The organism is Paraburkholderia sediminicola, assembly GCF_902859805.1.
GTDB lineage: Bacteria > Pseudomonadota > Gammaproteobacteria > Burkholderiales > Burkholderiaceae > Paraburkholderia > Paraburkholderia sediminicola.
Map to the genome: position 1 here is coordinate 1,025,780 of NZ_CADIKC010000001.1, position 17,876 is coordinate 1,043,655.

At 61.3% G+C, this 17,876-nt stretch carries 17 protein-coding genes; 13 read left to right on the plus strand and 4 right to left on the minus strand.

Annotation, left to right across the window (positions count from 1 at the left end; genetic code table 11):
• Positions 1-191: 191 nt before the first annotated feature.
• Complete coding sequence (locus R8871_RS04555; protein ID WP_175049246.1) at positions 192-1,202, plus strand: YVTN family beta-propeller repeat protein; 1,011 nt, start codon at positions 192-194, stop codon at positions 1,200-1,202.
• Between the two features lie 48 nt (positions 1,203-1,250).
• Complete coding sequence (locus R8871_RS04560; RefSeq protein WP_175049247.1) at positions 1,251-2,255, plus strand: sterol desaturase family protein; 1,005 nt, start codon at positions 1,251-1,253, stop codon at positions 2,253-2,255.
• Between the two features lie 25 nt (positions 2,256-2,280).
• On the opposite strand, the gene R8871_RS04565 is transcribed toward R8871_RS04560, so the two are convergent.
• Both R8871_RS04565 and R8871_RS04570 read right to left on the minus strand, forming a co-directional pair.
• Positions 2,281-3,135 (minus strand): DUF2182 domain-containing protein, encoded by an 855-nt coding sequence (locus R8871_RS04565; RefSeq protein ID WP_246287379.1) that lies wholly within the window; start codon positions 3,133-3,135, stop codon positions 2,281-2,283.
• 8 nt (positions 3,136-3,143) lie between these two features.
• Positions 3,144-3,917 (minus strand): DUF899 domain-containing protein, encoded by a 774-nt coding sequence (locus R8871_RS04570; protein ID WP_175049248.1) that lies wholly within the window; start codon positions 3,915-3,917, stop codon positions 3,144-3,146.
• A 130-nt stretch (positions 3,918-4,047) separates the two neighbouring features.
• Here R8871_RS04570 and R8871_RS04575 point away from each other — a divergent pair, with 130 nt between their 5' ends.
• Together R8871_RS04575 and R8871_RS04580 are read left to right on the plus strand one after the other, a co-directional pair.
• A complete protein-coding gene (locus R8871_RS04575) occupies positions 4,048-5,265 on the plus strand; it encodes a helix-turn-helix domain-containing protein (protein WP_175049249.1) in 1,218 nt (405 codons plus the stop codon).
• A gap of 13 nt (positions 5,266-5,278) precedes the next feature.
• Positions 5,279-5,947, plus strand: a complete 669-nt coding sequence (locus R8871_RS04580; protein ID WP_175049250.1) for a Vgb family protein — start codon at positions 5,279-5,281, stop codon at positions 5,945-5,947.
• A gap of 1 nt (position 5,948) precedes the next feature.
• Here R8871_RS04580 and R8871_RS04585 read toward each other — a convergent pair whose 3' ends face one another.
• A complete protein-coding gene (locus R8871_RS04585) occupies positions 5,949-6,848 on the minus strand; it encodes a LysR family transcriptional regulator (RefSeq protein ID WP_175049251.1) in 900 nt (299 codons plus the stop codon).
• A 108-nt stretch (positions 6,849-6,956) separates the two neighbouring features.
• Between R8871_RS04585 and R8871_RS04590 the strand changes: the two genes are divergently transcribed.
• From R8871_RS04590 to R8871_RS04610, 5 genes are all read left to right on the plus strand, one after another.
• Positions 6,957-7,940, plus strand: coding sequence for an aldo/keto reductase (locus R8871_RS04590; RefSeq protein ID WP_175049252.1), 984 nt, complete (start codon positions 6,957-6,959; stop codon positions 7,938-7,940).
• A gap of 289 nt (positions 7,941-8,229) precedes the next feature.
• Complete coding sequence (glnH, locus tag R8871_RS04595; RefSeq protein ID WP_175049253.1) at positions 8,230-8,961, plus strand: glutamine ABC transporter substrate-binding protein GlnH; 732 nt, start codon at positions 8,230-8,232, stop codon at positions 8,959-8,961.
• Positions 8,962-9,025: 64 nt separating this feature from the next.
• Positions 9,026-9,682, plus strand: a complete 657-nt coding sequence (gene glnP, locus R8871_RS04600; RefSeq protein WP_175049254.1) for a glutamine ABC transporter permease GlnP — start codon at positions 9,026-9,028, stop codon at positions 9,680-9,682.
• The gene (gene glnQ, locus R8871_RS04605; protein WP_175049255.1) at positions 9,679-10,407 is read left to right on the plus strand and encodes a glutamine ABC transporter ATP-binding protein GlnQ; all 729 of its coding nucleotides are present in this window, start codon (positions 9,679-9,681) and stop codon (positions 10,405-10,407) included. Before glnP ends, glnQ begins: the two co-directional genes overlap by 4 nt.
• 244 nt (positions 10,408-10,651) lie before the next feature.
• Positions 10,652-12,001, plus strand: coding sequence for a 2-hydroxycarboxylate transporter family protein (locus R8871_RS04610; RefSeq protein ID WP_175049256.1), 1,350 nt, complete (start codon positions 10,652-10,654; stop codon positions 11,999-12,001).
• A gap of 41 nt (positions 12,002-12,042) precedes the next feature.
• On the opposite strand, the gene R8871_RS04615 is transcribed toward R8871_RS04610, so the two are convergent.
• Positions 12,043-12,432 (minus strand): hypothetical protein, encoded by a 390-nt coding sequence (locus R8871_RS04615; RefSeq protein WP_175049257.1) that lies wholly within the window; start codon positions 12,430-12,432, stop codon positions 12,043-12,045.
• A gap of 482 nt (positions 12,433-12,914) precedes the next feature.
• Between R8871_RS04615 and oxlT the strand changes: the two genes are divergently transcribed.
• From oxlT to R8871_RS04635, 4 genes are all read left to right on the plus strand, one after another.
• Positions 12,915-14,246, plus strand: coding sequence for an oxalate/formate MFS antiporter (gene oxlT, locus R8871_RS04620; RefSeq protein WP_175049258.1), 1,332 nt, complete (start codon positions 12,915-12,917; stop codon positions 14,244-14,246).
• Positions 14,247-14,309: 63 nt separating this feature from the next.
• Complete coding sequence (gene oxc, locus R8871_RS04625) at positions 14,310-16,052, plus strand: oxalyl-CoA decarboxylase (RefSeq protein ID WP_175049259.1); 1,743 nt, start codon at positions 14,310-14,312, stop codon at positions 16,050-16,052.
• Positions 16,053-16,078: 26 nt separating this feature from the next.
• Complete coding sequence (frc, locus tag R8871_RS04630; protein WP_175049260.1) at positions 16,079-17,329, plus strand: formyl-CoA transferase; 1,251 nt, start codon at positions 16,079-16,081, stop codon at positions 17,327-17,329.
• Positions 17,330-17,437: 108 nt separating this feature from the next.
• A complete protein-coding gene (locus R8871_RS04635; RefSeq protein ID WP_175049261.1) occupies positions 17,438-17,869 on the plus strand; it encodes a PAS domain-containing protein in 432 nt (143 codons plus the stop codon).
• Positions 17,870-17,876 lie beyond the last annotated feature (7 nt).

Here is a 17,876-nt window from a genome sequence, read left to right on the forward strand (position 1 = left end):
TGCCTCAGCCAGCGTCGAACCCTTCATACAAATAACAACGCGCCGCGTGTCATCGACACAGCGAAGTGGCGCGTTAAACCGTTAACGGTGTGAGCGCGAGTCTGGCACGATCCACGCCATGCGCGCTGAATCCGCTGTGCCCGCCGCCATGATGTTCCCCCAAATTGTTTTGCTGCCCGTCTATCGTTCAGATGCCACTTTCTATCGTTTCGATTACAAAGACCTGCGCGCTTACCGCGCTAACGTATTGCACGCTCACCATGGCGATGCCGGCGCAGGCGGCCGACAACGTGATCGTGCTCGACTCCGGCGAAGCCCAATTGACGCTGATCGATCCTGCCACGCATAAGGTGATCGGCACGGAGCCGACGGGTAAGGAACCGCACCATCTGATGATTACGCCCGACGGTCACTCGCTTATCGTCGCGGATTCGATCTCGAACGATCTCATGTTTCTCGATCCGCACACAGGCAAGGTGCAGCGCAAAGTCGACGACATTGAAGATCCCTATCAACTCGGTTTCTCGCCCGATCACAAATGGTTCGTGACAGCAGGTCTGCGACTGGATCGCGTCGACGTGTATCACTACGACGGCCAGAACATGACGCTCGCCAAACGCGTCCCGCTCTCGAAGACGCCGAGCCACATGACGTTCTCGTCCGATAGCAAGACCGTGTTCGTCACGCTGCAAGACACTGGCGAAGTGGCCGCGATCGATCTGGCGACGCAGTCGGTGCTGTGGAAACTGCATGTAGGCAACACACCCGCCGGCCTCTGGATGACGCCGGGCGACCGCTATCTGTTGATCGGCATGACGGGCGAAGACGATGTGGCCGTGGTCGACTGGCACAAACAGCAAGTCGTGAAAAGAATCCAGACAGGGCGCGGCGCGCACAACTTCCGTAATCTCGACGACGGCCAGCACGTAGCGCTAACGAACCGCGTGGAAAGCACCATCAGCATTCTCGATTACAACACGCTGACGAAGACAGCCGACATCACCGGACTCATGCCCGGTCCTGACGACATGGAACTGTCCGCGGATCACCGCTACCTGTGGGTCACATTCCGTTTTTCGCGGCATGTCGGCATCATTGATCTGACAACGCATAAACTTATCGACACGATCGCGGTCGGACGCTCACCGCATGGTTTGTATTTCGCCAACCGTGCGCCCGTGTATGCGCCCAATCCAGACTGAACAGGCTTTCGTTTTGATGACAGCACCCGCAATTTCTAGAGGTTTTTGATGATCCACGAAATCCTCGCGCTACTCGACAACGGCATCTCGACGTTGCAGACACTCCTGTACGTCGACGTGGTGCAGCCGTTTTTCTATCGCTTCGGTCTGATGGGATACGACGAGGACACCTACGATGCACTCTATTGGGTCATCGTCGGTGTGCTGGAAATCCTGGTCACGTATATCGCCTTGCGGCCGCTTGAAGCGCTGCGGCCGGTCGAGGCATGGTCCGATCGAAAAGCGCTGCGCGCCGATGTGATCTACACGTGGATCGCCAAGCTCGGCATCCTCAATATCGCGTTCTTCTTCATGCTGCAGCCACTGTTCAATCACTGGCAGAGTTTGATGGCGATCTACAACGTGCCGAACATCGACATCGACGGACTGTGGCCGGGCGTCACCGATCAGCCGGTCGTGTCGTTCCTCATCTACCTGATCGTGCTCGATTTCTTCGGCTACTGGTATCACCGCTGGCAGCATCGCTTCGGCGTGTGGTGGGAACTGCACGCGGTGCACCACAGCCAGCAGCAGATGTCGTTGTGGGCCGACGATCGCAATCACTTTCTCGACGACATCATTCAGGCCGCGTTCTTTGCTGCGATTTCGCTGTTCATCGGCGTGCAGCCAACGCAGTTCGTCGTGCTGGTTGCCGTCGGCAACTTCATGCAAAGCGTGCAACACGTGAACGCGCGCTTGCCGTATGGATGGCTGCTCGAACGCACGATCGTAAGCCCGATTTTTCATCGGCGTCATCACGCAATTGGCTACGGTCATGAAGGCACGCGCTATGGCTGCAACTTCGGCGTGCTGTTTCCGTGGTGGGACATGATGTTCAGGACCGCGTCGTGGGACCGTACCGTCGAGCCGACCGGCATTCGTGATCAGTTGCCCGTGCCGCACGGCGCAGCACGCTCCTATGGCGATGGGTTGATCGCGCAGCAATGGCGCGCGTTTGGCCGCATCGCGATGCGCCTGCGGGGACAACGCAATTACGGCGGCGTGACGGACTGATTTTCATCGGCATGGGGCGGGTAACTCATCCCAAACCGACGGCTCGCGCGATCAGCAACACGCCTGCGCCGACGATGCCCGCCCCGATCACGCGCGCCGCCCGGTCACCACGCGGTGCAAGGCGTTCAACGGTGATAGCTGCCGTCACGACAGCCATCACACGCAAATCCATGACCCCGGCAACGAGCAGGACTATCGTCAGGCCGGCACAGCAGTAGCTGCAATGGAGGCCGAGTTGCAGACCGTGGCGCCATGCCGTGGCGGCGTCCGCTGGCAATGCGGGCGACATGAGGCAGCGTCCCGGTGTTGCGCGACAGCAGGCAAGGCGGCGTGCCTTCCACGCCGTGAACTGCAGCGCCCCGGCGATCAGCACAATCACACCGACTGCAAGCGGAACGGCGCGCGCCAGCGCCGGCTGTTGCATCTCGAGCGCCGCCAGTGCAACGCCGAGCGGAAATGCGACTATGCCGAACGCCGTCCACACGAAGAAGTACCCCAGGCCGACCACCGTCGTCAGCCAGCCCAAGCCCGTTACGCCTTTTCCGCCTGTCCCGCCGACGGCATCGCGGTAGCGCCGCAGCATGGGGACGAGAGATGGCAGCATCATCGCGACCATCATCACCACCCACATGCCGAGGAACGACGCCGCGAGGCCGGACCACGTTTGTCCGCACATCGGCATCCACGCCGCCGACATCGTCCAGCCGCCGGGCATCGGCATCTCACCCATCGCCGACATAGACGCAGCGCCTGCAATCGTCACCGCCGTGCTGACTGCGAAGAGCAGTGCCGAGACGCCGAAAAAAGCTCGCTGCGAAGCGCGCGCTTCGATCGAGTGCGCCGGCATCGCCCGTCCTCCGGTTGCGCTAACGTGTTCCATCGCCCGGCTCAGCGCGCCGTCTCGTACTCGTCGTGACGCTTCCACCAGACGCCCGTCTCATTGCGCCCCTTCGGCGCACGGTCCAGCCACTGATACATGCCCCAGATGCCGTCCACGCCGCGCGCATAGGTGGAATACGTGTGATAGACAACGCCGTCCTCCAGTACAAATGCGCTCAGACCCGGCCTGTCGCGCGTGTACGTCGCCGCGTCGGTCCCGCATGTAGCCGCGAACTGGACGACGGGCTCGGGGACGACCTGCGTTTCGTCCATCGCGTGGCCGCCGCGTTCGTAGTTGTATTCGATGCTTCCTTCGCGCTGCTGCGCCTCGGTGAACGCGATGTTGAAGTCGAAGTTGAAGTCGCTGCCAGCCGAAGATGCCCAGGGGAACGTCCAGCCCATCCGGCGCTGATACGTCTGCAGCTTCTCGAGCGGCGCGCGCGACACCGCCGTCAGCGTGACGTCGTGATTCGCCAGATGAACGAAGATGCCGTCGAACCCATCGGCGATCGACGAGCACGACGGGCATCCCGCCTTGTAGTCGGGCCCGAACATGAAGTGGTACACGAGAAGCTGCGAGCGTCCCTTGAAGAGGTCCGCCAACGAGGCGCGTCCCGCTGCGGTTTCGAATGTGTACGCCTTGTCGATTCTCACCCAGGGCAGTGCCTGCCGTTGCTGCACCAGCGCGTCGCTCTGCCGCGTGAGCGCCTTCTCCGCCTTGAGCAGCTCGAGCCGCGCTGCCAGCCACTCGTCACGCGTCCCGGTCTGATGTGTCGTGGTCATGCTTCCCTCCTTGGGAGTCCTTCGTCGATCGTTCAGTTGTCGATACGACGAACTGGTTGATGGTCGTGCTAGATTAGCCACGGGCACCCGAACGGTGGGAGTGACAAGTGTGGCGGGATTCGAATAGACCATGGACTCGCTAGTGACGGCTGCGGCGCGTGCGCTCGCGGCGGGCGACCCGCTCGGCGCACTGAACCGTGTCGCCTTGCGAGACGACGCGGCTGCGCTCGCGCTGCGAGGTATCGCGATGGCGCAGCTCGGCGATCTCGTTCGGGCAAAAGCGCTGGTGCGAAGTGCGGCGCGCGCCTTCGGCCCGAAAGCGCCGGTGGCCCGCGCACGGTGCGTGGTGGCCGAAGCCGAAATCGCGCTCGCCTCGCGCGATCTGGGCTGGCCGGCGAAGGCACTCGACGCCGCGCGGGCGACGCTCGAAGCCCACGGAGACCGGCTGAACGCCGCGCATGCGCGGTATCTCGAAGTCCGGCGCCTCCTCCTGATCGGGCGCCTCGACGAGGCCGAGCGCCTGCTCGCCCACCTCGATCCCACACCCTTCCCGCCCGCGCTGCGCGCCGCTCACGAGCTGGTCGTCGCGGGAATAGCGATGCGCCGCCTCCAGACAAAAACAGCACGCGCCGCGCTCGCGAAAGCTGAGCAGGCCGCGCGTCACGCGGGTATCCCGTCGCTGGCGGCGGAGGTCGAAAGCGCACGCCTTCTGCTGGACACGCCCGCGGCTCGTCTGATTGCACACGGCAAAGAGCGGCTGCTCGTGCTCGAGGAAGTTGAGGCGTTACTGGCGTCAAAGGCGCTCGTGGTGGACGCGTGCCGCTATGTCGTACGTGAGGCAAACATCGTGGTCCCGCTCGCGAGGCGTCCGGTGTTGTTCGCGCTCGCACGCGCGCTGGCCGAAGCATGGCCCGAAGACGTATCGAGGGACACCCTCATCGCGCGCGCATTCCGGACGAAGCATGCCGATGAATCGCATCGGGCGCGGCTGCGCGTCGAAGTGGGGCGGCTGCGCGCGTTGCTTGGACCACTGGCCGGCGTGAGCGCGACGAAGCGCGGTTTTGCGCTGGTGCCGCATGGCGCGCGCGAGGTCGTCGTGCTCGCGCGGCCGGTAGAAGAACCGCATGCGATGGTGCTCGCCTTCCTCGCCGACGGTGAGTCGTGGTCGAGCTCGGCGCTCGCGATTGCGCTGGACGCCAGCCAGCGCACCATGCAGCGGGCACTCGATTCGCTGGCGGCAGCCGGCAAAGTACAGTCGTTCGGCCGCGGGCGGGCGCGACGCTGGATGACGCCACCCATGCCCGGATTCACGACGACTTTGTTACTCCCCGCTCCCCCTACCGAGTGATTAGGATCGAAACATGAACAAATCAGCCGCCAAAATCGTTCGCGAATATGGGCCCTTTCCGGGCGTCAACCAGGTGGGAGGCGTCACGTATGACGGTCAGCGTGTCTGGATTGCCGCCGGCGACAAGCTGAACGCCTTCGATCCCGTGAGCGGAGAAACGCTGCGCTCGTTCGACGTCACAGCGCAGGCGGGCACGGCCTTCGATGGCCAGCACCTGTTCCAGATCGCCGACGATCGCATCCAGAAGATCGATCCCGATACCGGCCACGTGCTCGCCACCATTCCGGCACCCGGCGGCGGTGGCAACTCGGGGCTCGCGTGGGCCGAAGGCTCGCTCTGGGTGGGACGATATCAGGACCGGAAGATCCACCAGCTCGATCCCCAAACCGGCGCGATTCTGCGCACGATCGAATCCAACCGCTTCGTCACCGGCGTCACGTGGAGCAACGGAGAGCTCTGGCACGGCACCTGGGAAGATGACGCGAGCGAGTTGAGGCGAATCGATCCTCGCACGGGAGAAGTGCTGGAGAGTCTGGAGATGCCACCCGGCCTGACCGTGTCGGGGCTGGAAGCCGACGGCGGCGATCTGTTCTTCTGCGGCGGCGGCAACAGCGGGAAGGTGCGAGCCGTACGTCGGCCCGCGCGAGACGCCGAGGTCCCCGTCGAGTCCGCGAGCGAGTAATTTACCGCTTGCTTACCCAGTCGCGCACCGCTTGCGCGAACAATCTCAGTGCGGTCGGAGGATGGCGGTTCGCGGGGTAATAGAGACACAAGCCGGGGAAAGCTGGACTCCATTCAGGCAGCAACTGGACGAGGCGCCCTGACGCCAGATGCTCCGTCACATGATCTTCCGGAACCCAGGCAATGCCGATACCGGCCAGAGCGGCCTCGATCATCAGATTGAGATTGCCGAGCGTCATCGGGCCGGCAACATCGATATTCGCGCTCTTGCCGCGATGTTCGAGATCCCACCGGTAAAGCACGCCGCTATCAAAGCGGAAGCGGATGCACCGATGCTGCATCAGATCGTGCGGCGCTTTGGGCGGCACATGATGCGCAAGATAGTCCGGCGAGGCCACCGTGGCGAAACGCATGTCGCCCCCGAAGCGGACGGCGATCATATCGCGCGGCACGTCGTCATAGACGCGTATGCCGGCGTCGAAACCGTCGGCCACGATATCCACGAGCCGTGTGTCCACGACGAACTCGATGTGAATGTCGGGATATGCCGCGAGGAAGTCAGGAAGAACATGGCGGATCAGCGGTCTCACTGACGCCTCCGACGCGCTGATCCGGATCGATCCCGACGGCCGGTCGTGCTCCGACGCGACCTGATTCACCGCCTCTTCCAGATCCGCGATGGCGGGCCGCACCCGCCGCAGGAGCTGCTCGCCCGCCTCGGTGAGCGCGACGGATCGAGTCGTGCGGTTAAGCAGGCGCACGGCCAGCCTGGCCTCCAGACCCCGCATCGAATGACTCAGTGCCGACGGAGAGACTCCCAGCATACGCGCCGCCGCGCGAAAGCTTCGGTGCTCGGCGATGGCGACGAATGCAGTTAATTCGGACAGACCGGCGCGTGCCATAGATGAATTTTCCTCAATACCTTGTGCAATTTTAGCCAGATTGTTGAGCGATTCACAACAGCATAAGATCGTCTGCATCAATCGATCACGCACGAAAGGAGCAGGAACATGCAACATCGCACACTTGGAAACAGCGGTCCCGACGTATCGGCGATTGGCCTCGGTTGCATGGGTTTGAGCTATGGCTATGGACCCGCGACCGAAAAATCCGAAGGCATCAAACTGATCCGGGCCGCTTTCGAACAGGGCGTGACGTTCTTCGATACCGCCGAAGCCTATGGGCCGTTTTTTAACGAGGAGCTCGTCGGCGAGGCGCTGGCGCCGTTTCGCGATCAGGTGATGATCGCCACCAAGTTCGGTTTCAAGGACGGCGACGTGAGCCAAGGCCTGGACAGCCGGCCCGAGCGCATTCGTGCGGTCGTCGAAGCTTCGTTGAAGCGCCTGAATACCGATCGCATCGATCTTTTCTACCAGCATCGCGTCGACCCGAACGTGCCGATCGAAGACGTCGCCGGCGCCGTCAAGGAGTTGATCCAGCAGGGCAAGGTGAAGCACTTCGGCCTCTCCGAAGCCGGCGCGAATTCGATTCGTCGTGCCCACGCCGTGCAACCCGTGGCGGCACTGCAGAGCGAATATTCGATGTGGTGGCGCGAGCCGGAAGAAACGGTGCTCCCCACGCTGGAGGAGCTGGGCATCGGCTTCGTGCCGTTCAGCCCGCTCGGTAAGGGCTTCCTCACCGGCGCCATCGACGCGAACACCGCGTTCGACAAAACCGATTTCCGCAATATCGTGCCGCGTTTCTCGGAAGAAAACCGCAAGGCCAATGCGGGCCTCGTCGGGGTGCTGGGCCGGATCGCCGATGGCAAGGGCGCGACCCGCGCACAGATCGCTCTCGCCTGGTTGCTGGCGCAGAAGCCGTGGATCGTGCCGATTCCGGGTACGACCAAGCTGCATCGACTAACGGAGAACGTCGGCGCGGCCGCAGTCGAACTGTCGGCTGACGATCTGTCGGCCATCGAAACGGCCCTGCATGAGGTCAAGGTGGTCGGCGACCGGTACCCGGCCCACCTGCAGCAACGCGTGGATCGCTAATGCGGCTGGCGCGCCCGATCTCTGCCTGACGGCTGATTTCATGCAACGCCCGGATCGACACAGCAACCTATAAACAACAAATGTTGTCGATCCAGGGATTACATCAACACAAATAGCTGTTGCCAGACTTTTTGTTGTCGTAGTATCCGCCATGACAACACATGTTGCCATACAGGCGGGTTGTGCATCGCATGTTGCGACGCCGCCCGGTGTCCGTCAGCCGTCCCTTGACTATGTCAGGGGCATTGCCCACCACCGCGGAGAAATTACGGGACGTCGCTCCTTCCTCATGTCTATGGTTGCTGTCGCCATGCTCGGCACAACCCTCGCTCACGCCGACACCAAAGAACTTATCGTCGGAACCGACACGTCGTTCATGCCCTTCGAATTCAAGCAAGGCGACAAGTACGTCGGCTTCGACCTCGATCTGTGGGCCGAAATTGCGAAAGATCAAGGCTGGAAATACAAGATTCAACCGATGGATTTCAGCGGATTGATCCCGGCCCTGCAGACCCAGAACATCGACGTCGCGCTCTCGGGCATGACGATCAAGGAAGAACGCAAGAAGGCCATCGACTTCTCCGACCCGTATTACGACAGCGGGCTCGCCGCCATGGTGCAAACCGGCAACACCAGCATCAAATCCATCGACGACCTGAACGGCAAGGTCATCGCGGCCAAAACCGGCACGGCCACCATCGACTGGATCAAGGCGCATCTGAAGCCCAAGGAAATCCGCCAGTTCCCGAATATCGACCAGGCCTATCTCGCGCTGGAGGCGGGCCGCGTGGACGCCGCCATGCACGACACGCCGAACGTGCTGTATTTCGTCAGCACCGCCGGCAAAGACAAGGTGAAGGTTGCCGGCACGCCGGTCAGCGGTGACAAATACGGCATCGGTTTCCCGAAGGGCAGTCCGCTGGTCACGAAGGTCAACGAAGAGTTGGTCAGGATGAAGGCCGACGGCCGCTATGCGACGCTGTACAAGAAATGGTTCGGTTCGGAGCCGCCCAAGTCGTAATCGCCATCAGCAGGACGCGCAGCGAGGTCCGCTGCGCGAGAGACGACTCAACCAGGAGCGGTGTGTGGAATTCGATTGGTCAGTTATCTGGACTGCGCTTCCAGACTTGATGGCCGGCGTGAAATTGACGGTGTTCATTGCATTCGTGGGACTGGCCGGCGGATTCGTCGTCGGCGTTATAGCCGGCATGTTCCGCGCGTACGGTCCCCTCGCGCTGAACGTCATGGCGCAGGTCTACATTGAACTCATTCGCGGCACGCCGATTGTGGTTCAGGTGATGTTCCTTTATTTCGCGCTGCCATTGCTCATGCACATCAGGATCGACGGGTTCACTGCCGCCATCGTCGCGATCACAGTGAACTCGGGCGCCTACCTTGCCGAGGTCGTGCGCGGTGCATTGCTGTCCATTCCTAAGGGCTTGATGGAAGCCGGCCTCGCAATGGGATTGTCGATGCCGCGCGTACTGCTGAAAATCGTCGGACCGCTGGCGTTCCGGCGATTGATTCCGCCACTGGGCAATCAGTGCATCGTGAGTCTGAAGGATACGTCGCTGTTCATCGTCATCGGGGTGGGGGAACTGACGCGCCAGGGTCAGGAAATCATTGCCGGGAATTTTCGTGCGGTTGAAATCTGGTCTGCCGTCGCGGTGATTTATCTGCTCCTCACCGGTGTGATGACACTGTCGCTGCGTCTCGTTGAAAGAAGGATGCGCATACTATGAGCATGGTGGAATTTCAAAGCGTTTCGAAGAGCTTCGGCCACGTGCCCGTGCTCAAGGATATCGATCTTCGTATTGAGAACGGCGAGGTCGTGGTGATCGTCGGGCCCTCGGGTTCGGGCAAATCCACCCTGCTCCGTTGCATCAATGCGCTCGAAAAAATTAGCGGCGGCGAATTGCTGGTCGATGGCTTGAGCGTCAAAGGTGATGCATCTGACATCCGCAGCATTCGCCTCGAAGCCGGCATGGTGTTTCAGCAGTTCAACCTGTTTCCGCAGATGACAGCGCTCGAAAACGTCATGTTCGGTCCCATCGAGTCACGTGGCGCTTCCCGTGCCCAGGCACGCGATCAGGCGATGGCGCTACTCGACAAAGTCGGTCTCGAATCGCGGGCCAATCACTATCCGTCGGAGTTGTCCGGCGGACAACAGCAGCGTGTGGCCATCGCCCGTGCGTTGGCTATCAAACCGAAACTGATGCTGTTCGACGAACCGACGTCCGCGCTCGATCCTGAGCTTCGTCACGAAGTTCTCAAGGTCATGCAAGACCTCGCGATGGAAGGCATGACGATGATCGTCGTGACGCACGAAATTGGCTTCGCCAAGCGGGTGGGGACACGCCTGCTGTTTATGGACAACGGCGGAATTGCTGAAGATGGCGAACCGGCGATGCTAATCGACAATCCGCCGACGCAGCGTTTGAAAGACTTCTTGAAGCATGTGGCGTAAGCGGTGCATCTTTTGAATGCCGGAATCAGGCCGGTAGGGGTATGCACGGTACCCCTGCCACCCGCGCGATGCTACGCTTAAAGTTCTTTGCGCACGACACTAATTAAACACAGACTTCAGCCAGACTTCGGACAACTCGTCGAACCGCCACGGGATACATGACGGGTGTCTTTGGCACTCCACAGAGTCGATAGCGAACTGAAAAAGCGGCGCAAGCAACCGAATATCCGTTCAGGAGACTTCGATGAAGACAGCGGCTTCCACCCCTCTACCGCCAGATCAGGCGAAGAAGCAGGCCTTCTGGCCCCAAGGATGGTGGAGGCTGATGGAAATCCGCATCGGCATCATTCCGCTGCCGATCTACATCATTGCCGGCGCGCTCATCGCAGTGCTTGTCTATATCGACAAACTGCCGAATGAGATTTCGCTCGTGATCGTGATGTTTGCGTTCTTCGGTTTCACGCTGGCCGAAATCGGTAAGCGCATTCCAGGCATTCGCGCGATCGGCGCCGCCGCCATCTTTGCGACCTTTATCCCGTCCGCGCTGGTGTACTACAAGTTGCTGCCTGTGCAGATCGTGAAGGTCACCATCGAATTCACCAAGTCCACCAATTTTCTGTACCTGTTCATTGCGTCGATTATTGTGGGCAGCATCCTGAGCATGGACCGGCAGGTCCTGATCAAGGGCTTCCTCAAGATCTTCGTGCCGCTCGGTATCGGAACGATCGTGGCCGGCGCCGTCGGGACGGCCGTCGGCACGGCGCTGGGACTCGGCGCCTATCACACGTTCTTTTTTATCGTCGTACCGATCATGGCTGGCGGAGTCGGCGAAGGGGCCATTCCGCTGACCGTTGGATATGCCGGGATCCTGCATCAGGATCCCGGCGTCCTGTTTGCGACCGTTCTACCTCCCGTCATGCTCGGCAGCCTGGCGGCGATCATTTTCGCCGGCACGTTGAATTTCGTGGGCAAGCGATACCCTCGTTTCACCGGCGAAGGACGTTTACAGCCTGGCGAGCACGGCGAAATGGACCCTGCCCAGCAAGAAATCTCGGGCCATATGGATGTGACCCATATCGCCGCCGCGGGTATCACCGCACTGACGCTCTACGTTGTCGGCATCTTGTGCCAGCGGCTATTCGGCCTGCCGGCGCCGGTCGCCATGCTTTTTATCGCGGTGGTCGTGAAACTCACGCAGGCGGTGTCTCCAGAGCTGCAGGAGGGCGCCTACATTGTGTACAAGTTTTTCTCCACCGCGGTCACCTACCCGCTGCTGTTCGCCATCGGCGTATCGCTGACGCCATGGGACAAGCTGATGGCTTCCTTCACCCTGCCGACCCTCATCACCATCGTGTCGACCGTCGCAACCCTGATGTCAGTCGGTGCTCTGGTGGGGTACTGGATGAAGATGTACCCGATCGACGCAGCCATCGTGAACGCCTGCCACAGCGGTCAGGGCGGCACGGGCGACGTCGCGATCCTGACTGCCGCCAATCGCATGACGCTGATGCCGTTCGCGCAGATCGCGACCCGGATCGGCGGGGCGATTACCGTGACGACCGTGCTGATTGTTCTGTCGCGCATGTCTAGCTAGCGCCTCTCCAACCGGCGGCACACGCGTGGCGTGTGCCGCGTCTAGACACCAGCCAGCGCGGGCAGATCCACCTCGTAAGACACGCGCTCGCGCCAGCTGCTCATCTGCGGCTGACGTACGGCCTGGGCCGCATGCGGCGCGCTTTCGACACGCATCGATACGCGCGCCGGATAGCGCGCTTTTTTCCTCTCGAGGATGGCTCGGCTCAGAAACTCGACGCTGTACGCCTTCAGCAAGTGAGGGTGATGTGCTTCGATGTACGCGGCAATCTGCGCCTCTTCATCGTCGATCATGGCTACCAGCGCCAGCGTGCGCGCATCCCAACGGAAGCGCAGGCCGAGTTCTTCGAAAGCGCTGTTGTAGGCGCACAGTTGCGCCTCTACTTCCGCGTCGTGCGCGCTGTCGCGGGCGTCGAACTGGGACGGGTTCATGGTCGTCTCCTTCAGGCAAATTGACATGACCAAGAATAGGAGCGCGCATAGATAAACAACAGTTAAAGTTATTTCGAAAAACCATAACATTTTGTTTATATATTAATTCCTCTGCCGACAACATCGATGAAGTCGGAACGTCTGAAGAGTCGCCGCCAATCCCCCTCCTTCAACCCGCCGTGCTGTAGCCGCTTCGCGTCGGCCAGACATACCCATCCATTAGGCATGCCTAATACAAACCATAAAATGTTTTAACTTTTACTTATCGCTGTTCGCGCGCAGCATCCTTGAGACGCGCTCCACGCGAAACGCCTTTTACCCAGTTGTTGCGAGATCGACGGGCAAGGGTTTTCGTCAGTGCAATTCCCTCTGGCCGACCACTGGCGCTTGATTGCCAACAGACAAACCGGCGATGAAGCGATTCGATCACGTAGGTCCAACGCGCCGCACGAGCGCGCCGGAATATACAGGAGACGAAGGACATGGGACATTCCAACGTAGCCGGGACAGGCAGTACGCCGTTCCGGCAAAACCGCTGGGTGCAGCTCGCGATCGGCATCGTATGCATGGGGCTCGTCGCGAATCTGCAATACGCCTGGACGCTGTTCGTCGTACCGATGGACAACGCCCATCACTGGGGCCAGGCCGCCATTCAGACCGCCTTCACGGTCTTCATCGTTACTGAAACCTGGCTCGTGCCTATCGAAGGCTGGCTCGTCGACAAGTTCGGGCCGCGCCCGGTTGTGATCGGCGGCTCGGTGTGCGCGGCGCTCGGCTGGATCATCGACGCGCATGCGAGCAGTCTCGTCGAGCTCTACATCGCAGCCGTGATCGCCGGCATCGGCGCGGGTTGTGTGTATGGCACCTGCGTCGGCACGGCGCTCAAATGGTTTCCGGACAAGCGCGGTCTCGCGGCCGGCCTGACCGCGGCAGGTTTCGGCGCCGGCGCGGCCGTCACCGTGATTCCCATCGCCAACATGATCCAGCGCTCGGGTTACGAGCACACGTTCATGTTCTTCGGCATTTTCCAGGGTGTCTGCATTCTGCTGCTCGCCACCATGCTGGTCCGGCCGAAACCTCCCGCATTCGCAGTCGCGGCCAAACGCGTGGTCGCCAGCAAGATCGACTACACGCCCGGCGAGATGATCCGTTCGCCGCTCTTCTGGGTGCTGTATCTGATGTTCGTGTTCGTCGCGGCCGGCGGCATTATTGCCACCGCCCAGCTTGGGCCGATCGCGAAGGAATTCGGCTTTGCCAGGCTGCCGGTGAACCTGATGGGCATCACGTTGCCGCTGCTCACGATGACGCTCTCGATCGACAACCTCTGCAACGGTTTCACGCGTCCGTTGTGCGGCTTCCTGTCGGACAGAATCGGCCGCGAAAACACGATGTTCATGATCTTTCTCGGCGAAGGCGTTGCACTGCTCGGCCTCATGCAGTTCGGCCACAACCCGTACGCCTTCATGTTCTTCGCCGCCGCCGTGTTTCTGTGCTGGGGCGAGATCTTCTCGATCTTCCCGGCAACCTGCGCGGACACGTTCGGCAGCAAGTACGCCGCGGCCAATGCCGGCACGCTTTATACCGCGAAGGGCACCGCCTCGATGCTGGTGCCGCTCGCGTCGGTGCTGTCGGCCAACGGCGGGTGGAGCACCGTGTTCATCTCAGCGGCGGTGGTGTCGATCGCGGCAGCCGTATCCGCGAAATTCATCCTCGCCCCCATGAGAAAACGCTGGATCGAAAACTCAGGTGCGCCGGCTGGCGTAGTTATCGCTGAAGCGCGCCTGCAGCCGTCGCCAGGCGGCTCACCTGAATGAACAACAACGTGAGCTCGCCACTCACGACAAATCCATAACGTCCCGCGACCAAGGAGCAACATCATGGCAGAAGCCGACCGTCAAACAGTAGAAGAGACTTCGACACAACAAGCGGCCGAGACGACCGACGGGTTTCATCTCGTCATCGACGCGCTGAAACTGAACGACATCAGCACCATCTTTGGTCTTGTCGGCATCCCGATCACCGACCTCGCGCGGCTCGCCCAAGCGGAAGGAATGCGTTTCATCGGTTTTCGTCACGAGCAGCACGCGGGCAATGCAGCGGCCATTAGCGGGTTCATGACGCAAAAGCCAGGTATCTGCCTGACAGTGTCGGCGCCCGGCTTTCTGAACGGCCTGACCGCGCTCGCCAACGCAACCACCAACTGCTTCCCGATGATCCTGATCAGCGGTTCCAGCGAGCGTGAAATCGTCGATCTGCAGCAGGGCGATTACGAAGAAATGGATCAGTTGAATGCGGCCAAGCCGTATGCGAAGGCCGCGTATCGCGTGCTGCATGCAGAAGACATCGGCATCGGCGTGGCGCGTGCGATTCGCGCCGCCGTGTCCGGGCGTCCGGGCGGTGTGTATCTGGACTTGCCGGCCAAGCTGCTCGCGCAAACGCTGGACGCCGTGAAGGCGCAGCAATCGCTGGTCAAAGTGGTCGACGCCGCGCCGCGTCAGTTGCCGGCGCCGGAATCGGTCAAGCGCGCAATCGACGTGCTGAAAAGCGCGAAGCGTCCGCTGATTCTGCTCGGTAAGGGCGCGGCTTACGCGCAGGCTGACGCGGAGATCCGCGCGTTCGTCGAGCAGAGCGGCATTCCGTATCTGCCGATGTCGATGGCCAAGGGCCTGCTGCCCGATACGCACGAGCAATCGGCATCGGCGGCGCGCTCGTTCGTGCTGCAGGAAGCCGACGTTGTCGTGCTGATCGGCGCGCGGCTGAACTGGCTGCTCTCGCACGGCAAGGGCAAGACGTGGGGCGCGGAGCCGAAGAAGTTCGTCCAGGTCGATATCTCGCCGACCGAGATCGACAGCAACGTCGCGATTGCCGCGCCGGTGATCGGCGATATCGGCTCGTGCGTGGCGGCATTGCGTGCCGGCCTCGATGCGGGATTCGCGAAGCCGGGCGCCGAGTGGACCGGCGCCATCGCCGAGCGCAAGAGCAAGAACCTCGCAAAGATGGCCGCCACGCTCGACAAGAACCCGTCGCCGATGAATTTCCACAGCGCATTGCGTGCGATTCGCGATGTACTGAAGACGCGCCCGGACATCAACGTCGTCAACGAAGGCGCGAACACGCTCGACTACGCGCGCAGCATCATCGACATGTACGAGCCGCGCAAACGCTTCGACTCGGGCACGTGGGGAATCATGGGCATCGGCATGGGTTTCGCGATCGGCGCGGCGGTGACGAGCGGCAAACCGGTTGTCGCGATCGAAGGCGACAGCGCGTTCGGCTTCAGCGGCATGGAACTCGAAACCATCTGCCGTTACGACCTGCCGGTTTGCACGATCGTGTTCAACAACAACGGCGTGTATCGCGGCACCGACGTGAACCCGACGGGCGGCAAGGACGTCGCGCCGACCGTGTTCGTGAAGGGCGCGCGCTACGACAAGATGATCGAGGCATTCGGCGGTGTCGGCTACAACGCGACCACCCCGGAAGAACTGACGAAGGCACTGCTCGAAGCGATCGCATCCGGCAAGCCGACCTTGATCAATGCCGTCATCGACGAAGCGGCGGGCACTGAAAGCGGCCGCCTGACCAATCTGAATCCGCAAAGCGCGGCAATGAAAAAGTGATCCAGCGTAACCACGGAGATAGCAAAGTGACCAAACCACTCGAAGGCATCAAGATCATCGACTTCACCCACGTTCAGGCCGGTCCTGCGTGCACCCAGTTGCTCGCCTGGTTCGGCGCCGACGTGATCAAGGTTGAAAGACCGGGTTCGGGCGACGTGACGCGTAACCAGTTGCGCGACATTCCTGACGCCGACGCGCTGTACTTCACGATGCTCAACAGCAACAAGAAGTCGCTCACGTTGGACACGAAAAAACCCGAAGGCAAGGAAGTACTCGAAAAGCTGATTCGCGAATCCGACGTACTGGTCGAAAATTTTGGACCGGGTGCGCTGGACCGGATGGGCTTTTCGTGGGAACGCCTGAACGAACTCAATCCGAAGATGATCGTGGCTTCGGTGAAGGGCTTCAGCGACGGCCATCACTACGACGACCTGAAGGTCTATGAAAACGTCGCGCAATGCGCGGGCGGCGCGGCCTCCACCACCGGCTTCTGGGACGGCCCGCCGACCATCAGCGCCGCGGCGCTCGGCGACAGCAACACCGGCATGCATCTGGCAATCGGCATTCTGACCGCACTGATTGGACGCGATAAAACCGGCAAGGGCCAGAAGGTCGCGGTGTCGATGCAGGACAGCGTGCTGAACCTGTGCCGCGTGAAGCTGCGCGACCAGCAGCGGCTGGAGCGCGTGGGCTATCTCGAGGAATATCCGCAGTACCCGCATGGCGAATTCAGCGACGTAGTGCCGCGCGGCGGCAATGCGGGCGGCGGTGGCCAACCGGGCTGGGTGCTCAAGTGCAAGGGCTGGGAAACGGATCCGAACGCGTACATCTACTTCACGATCCAGGGCCATGCGTGGGAGCCGATCTGCAAGGCGCTCGGCAAACCCGAGTGGATCAACGACCCTGCCTACAAGACCGCTGAAGCACGTCAACCGCATATCTTCGAGATCTTCGGCACCATCGAAGCATGGCTTGCCGACAAGACCAAGTTCGAAGCAGTCGACATCCTGCGCAAGTTCGACATTCCGTGCGCGCCGGTGCTGACAATGAAGGAGCTGGCCAACGACCCGTCATTGCGCGCGAGCGGCACGATCGTCGAAGTGCCGCACAAGAAACGTGGCTCGTATCTGACGGTCGGCAGTCCGATCAAGTTCTCGGACATGAAGCCGGAAGTGACCGCGTCGCCGCTGCTCGGTGAACACACAGATGAAGTGCTGGCGGGCCTAGGCTACAGCCGGCAGGACATCTTCAACCTGCGCGAAATTAAAGCGGTTTAACGGTGTTACGCTGCGGGCCTATGTGTAGCTCAGACCCGTGGATACGGCGCCCCTCAGCGGGCGCCGTATCCAATTCCAGAATCTGCGATCCTACTTCCGGGGAGCGCCATGCAAAGCGCTATCGATTTCGAGCAACTCGTCAACGTAATCGGCGATGCGATCATCATTTCCGATGCCGCCGGCAGCATCACATTGTGGAACCCCGGCGCTGAACGCATGTTCGGCTTTACGCAGGACGAGGCACTGGGAAAGTCGCTGGATCTGATCATTCCCGAACGTTTGCGCGGCCGCCATTGGGACGGTTATCACAAGACCATGGCAACGGGCGAAACCCGCTATGGTAATGACGTGCTGCGTGTTCCTGCCGTCCATAAGGACGGGCGGTCACTGTCGATTGCCTTTACGGTCGCGCTGCTGCATTCGCCGCAGAACGAACTCACGGGCATCGTCGCCGTGATCCGCGACGAAACCAGCCGCTTCCAGGAAGATCGCCTGCTGCGCAAGCGTCTCGCAGAACTGGAAGCGTCCGCGGGCGCCTAAGCGGGCG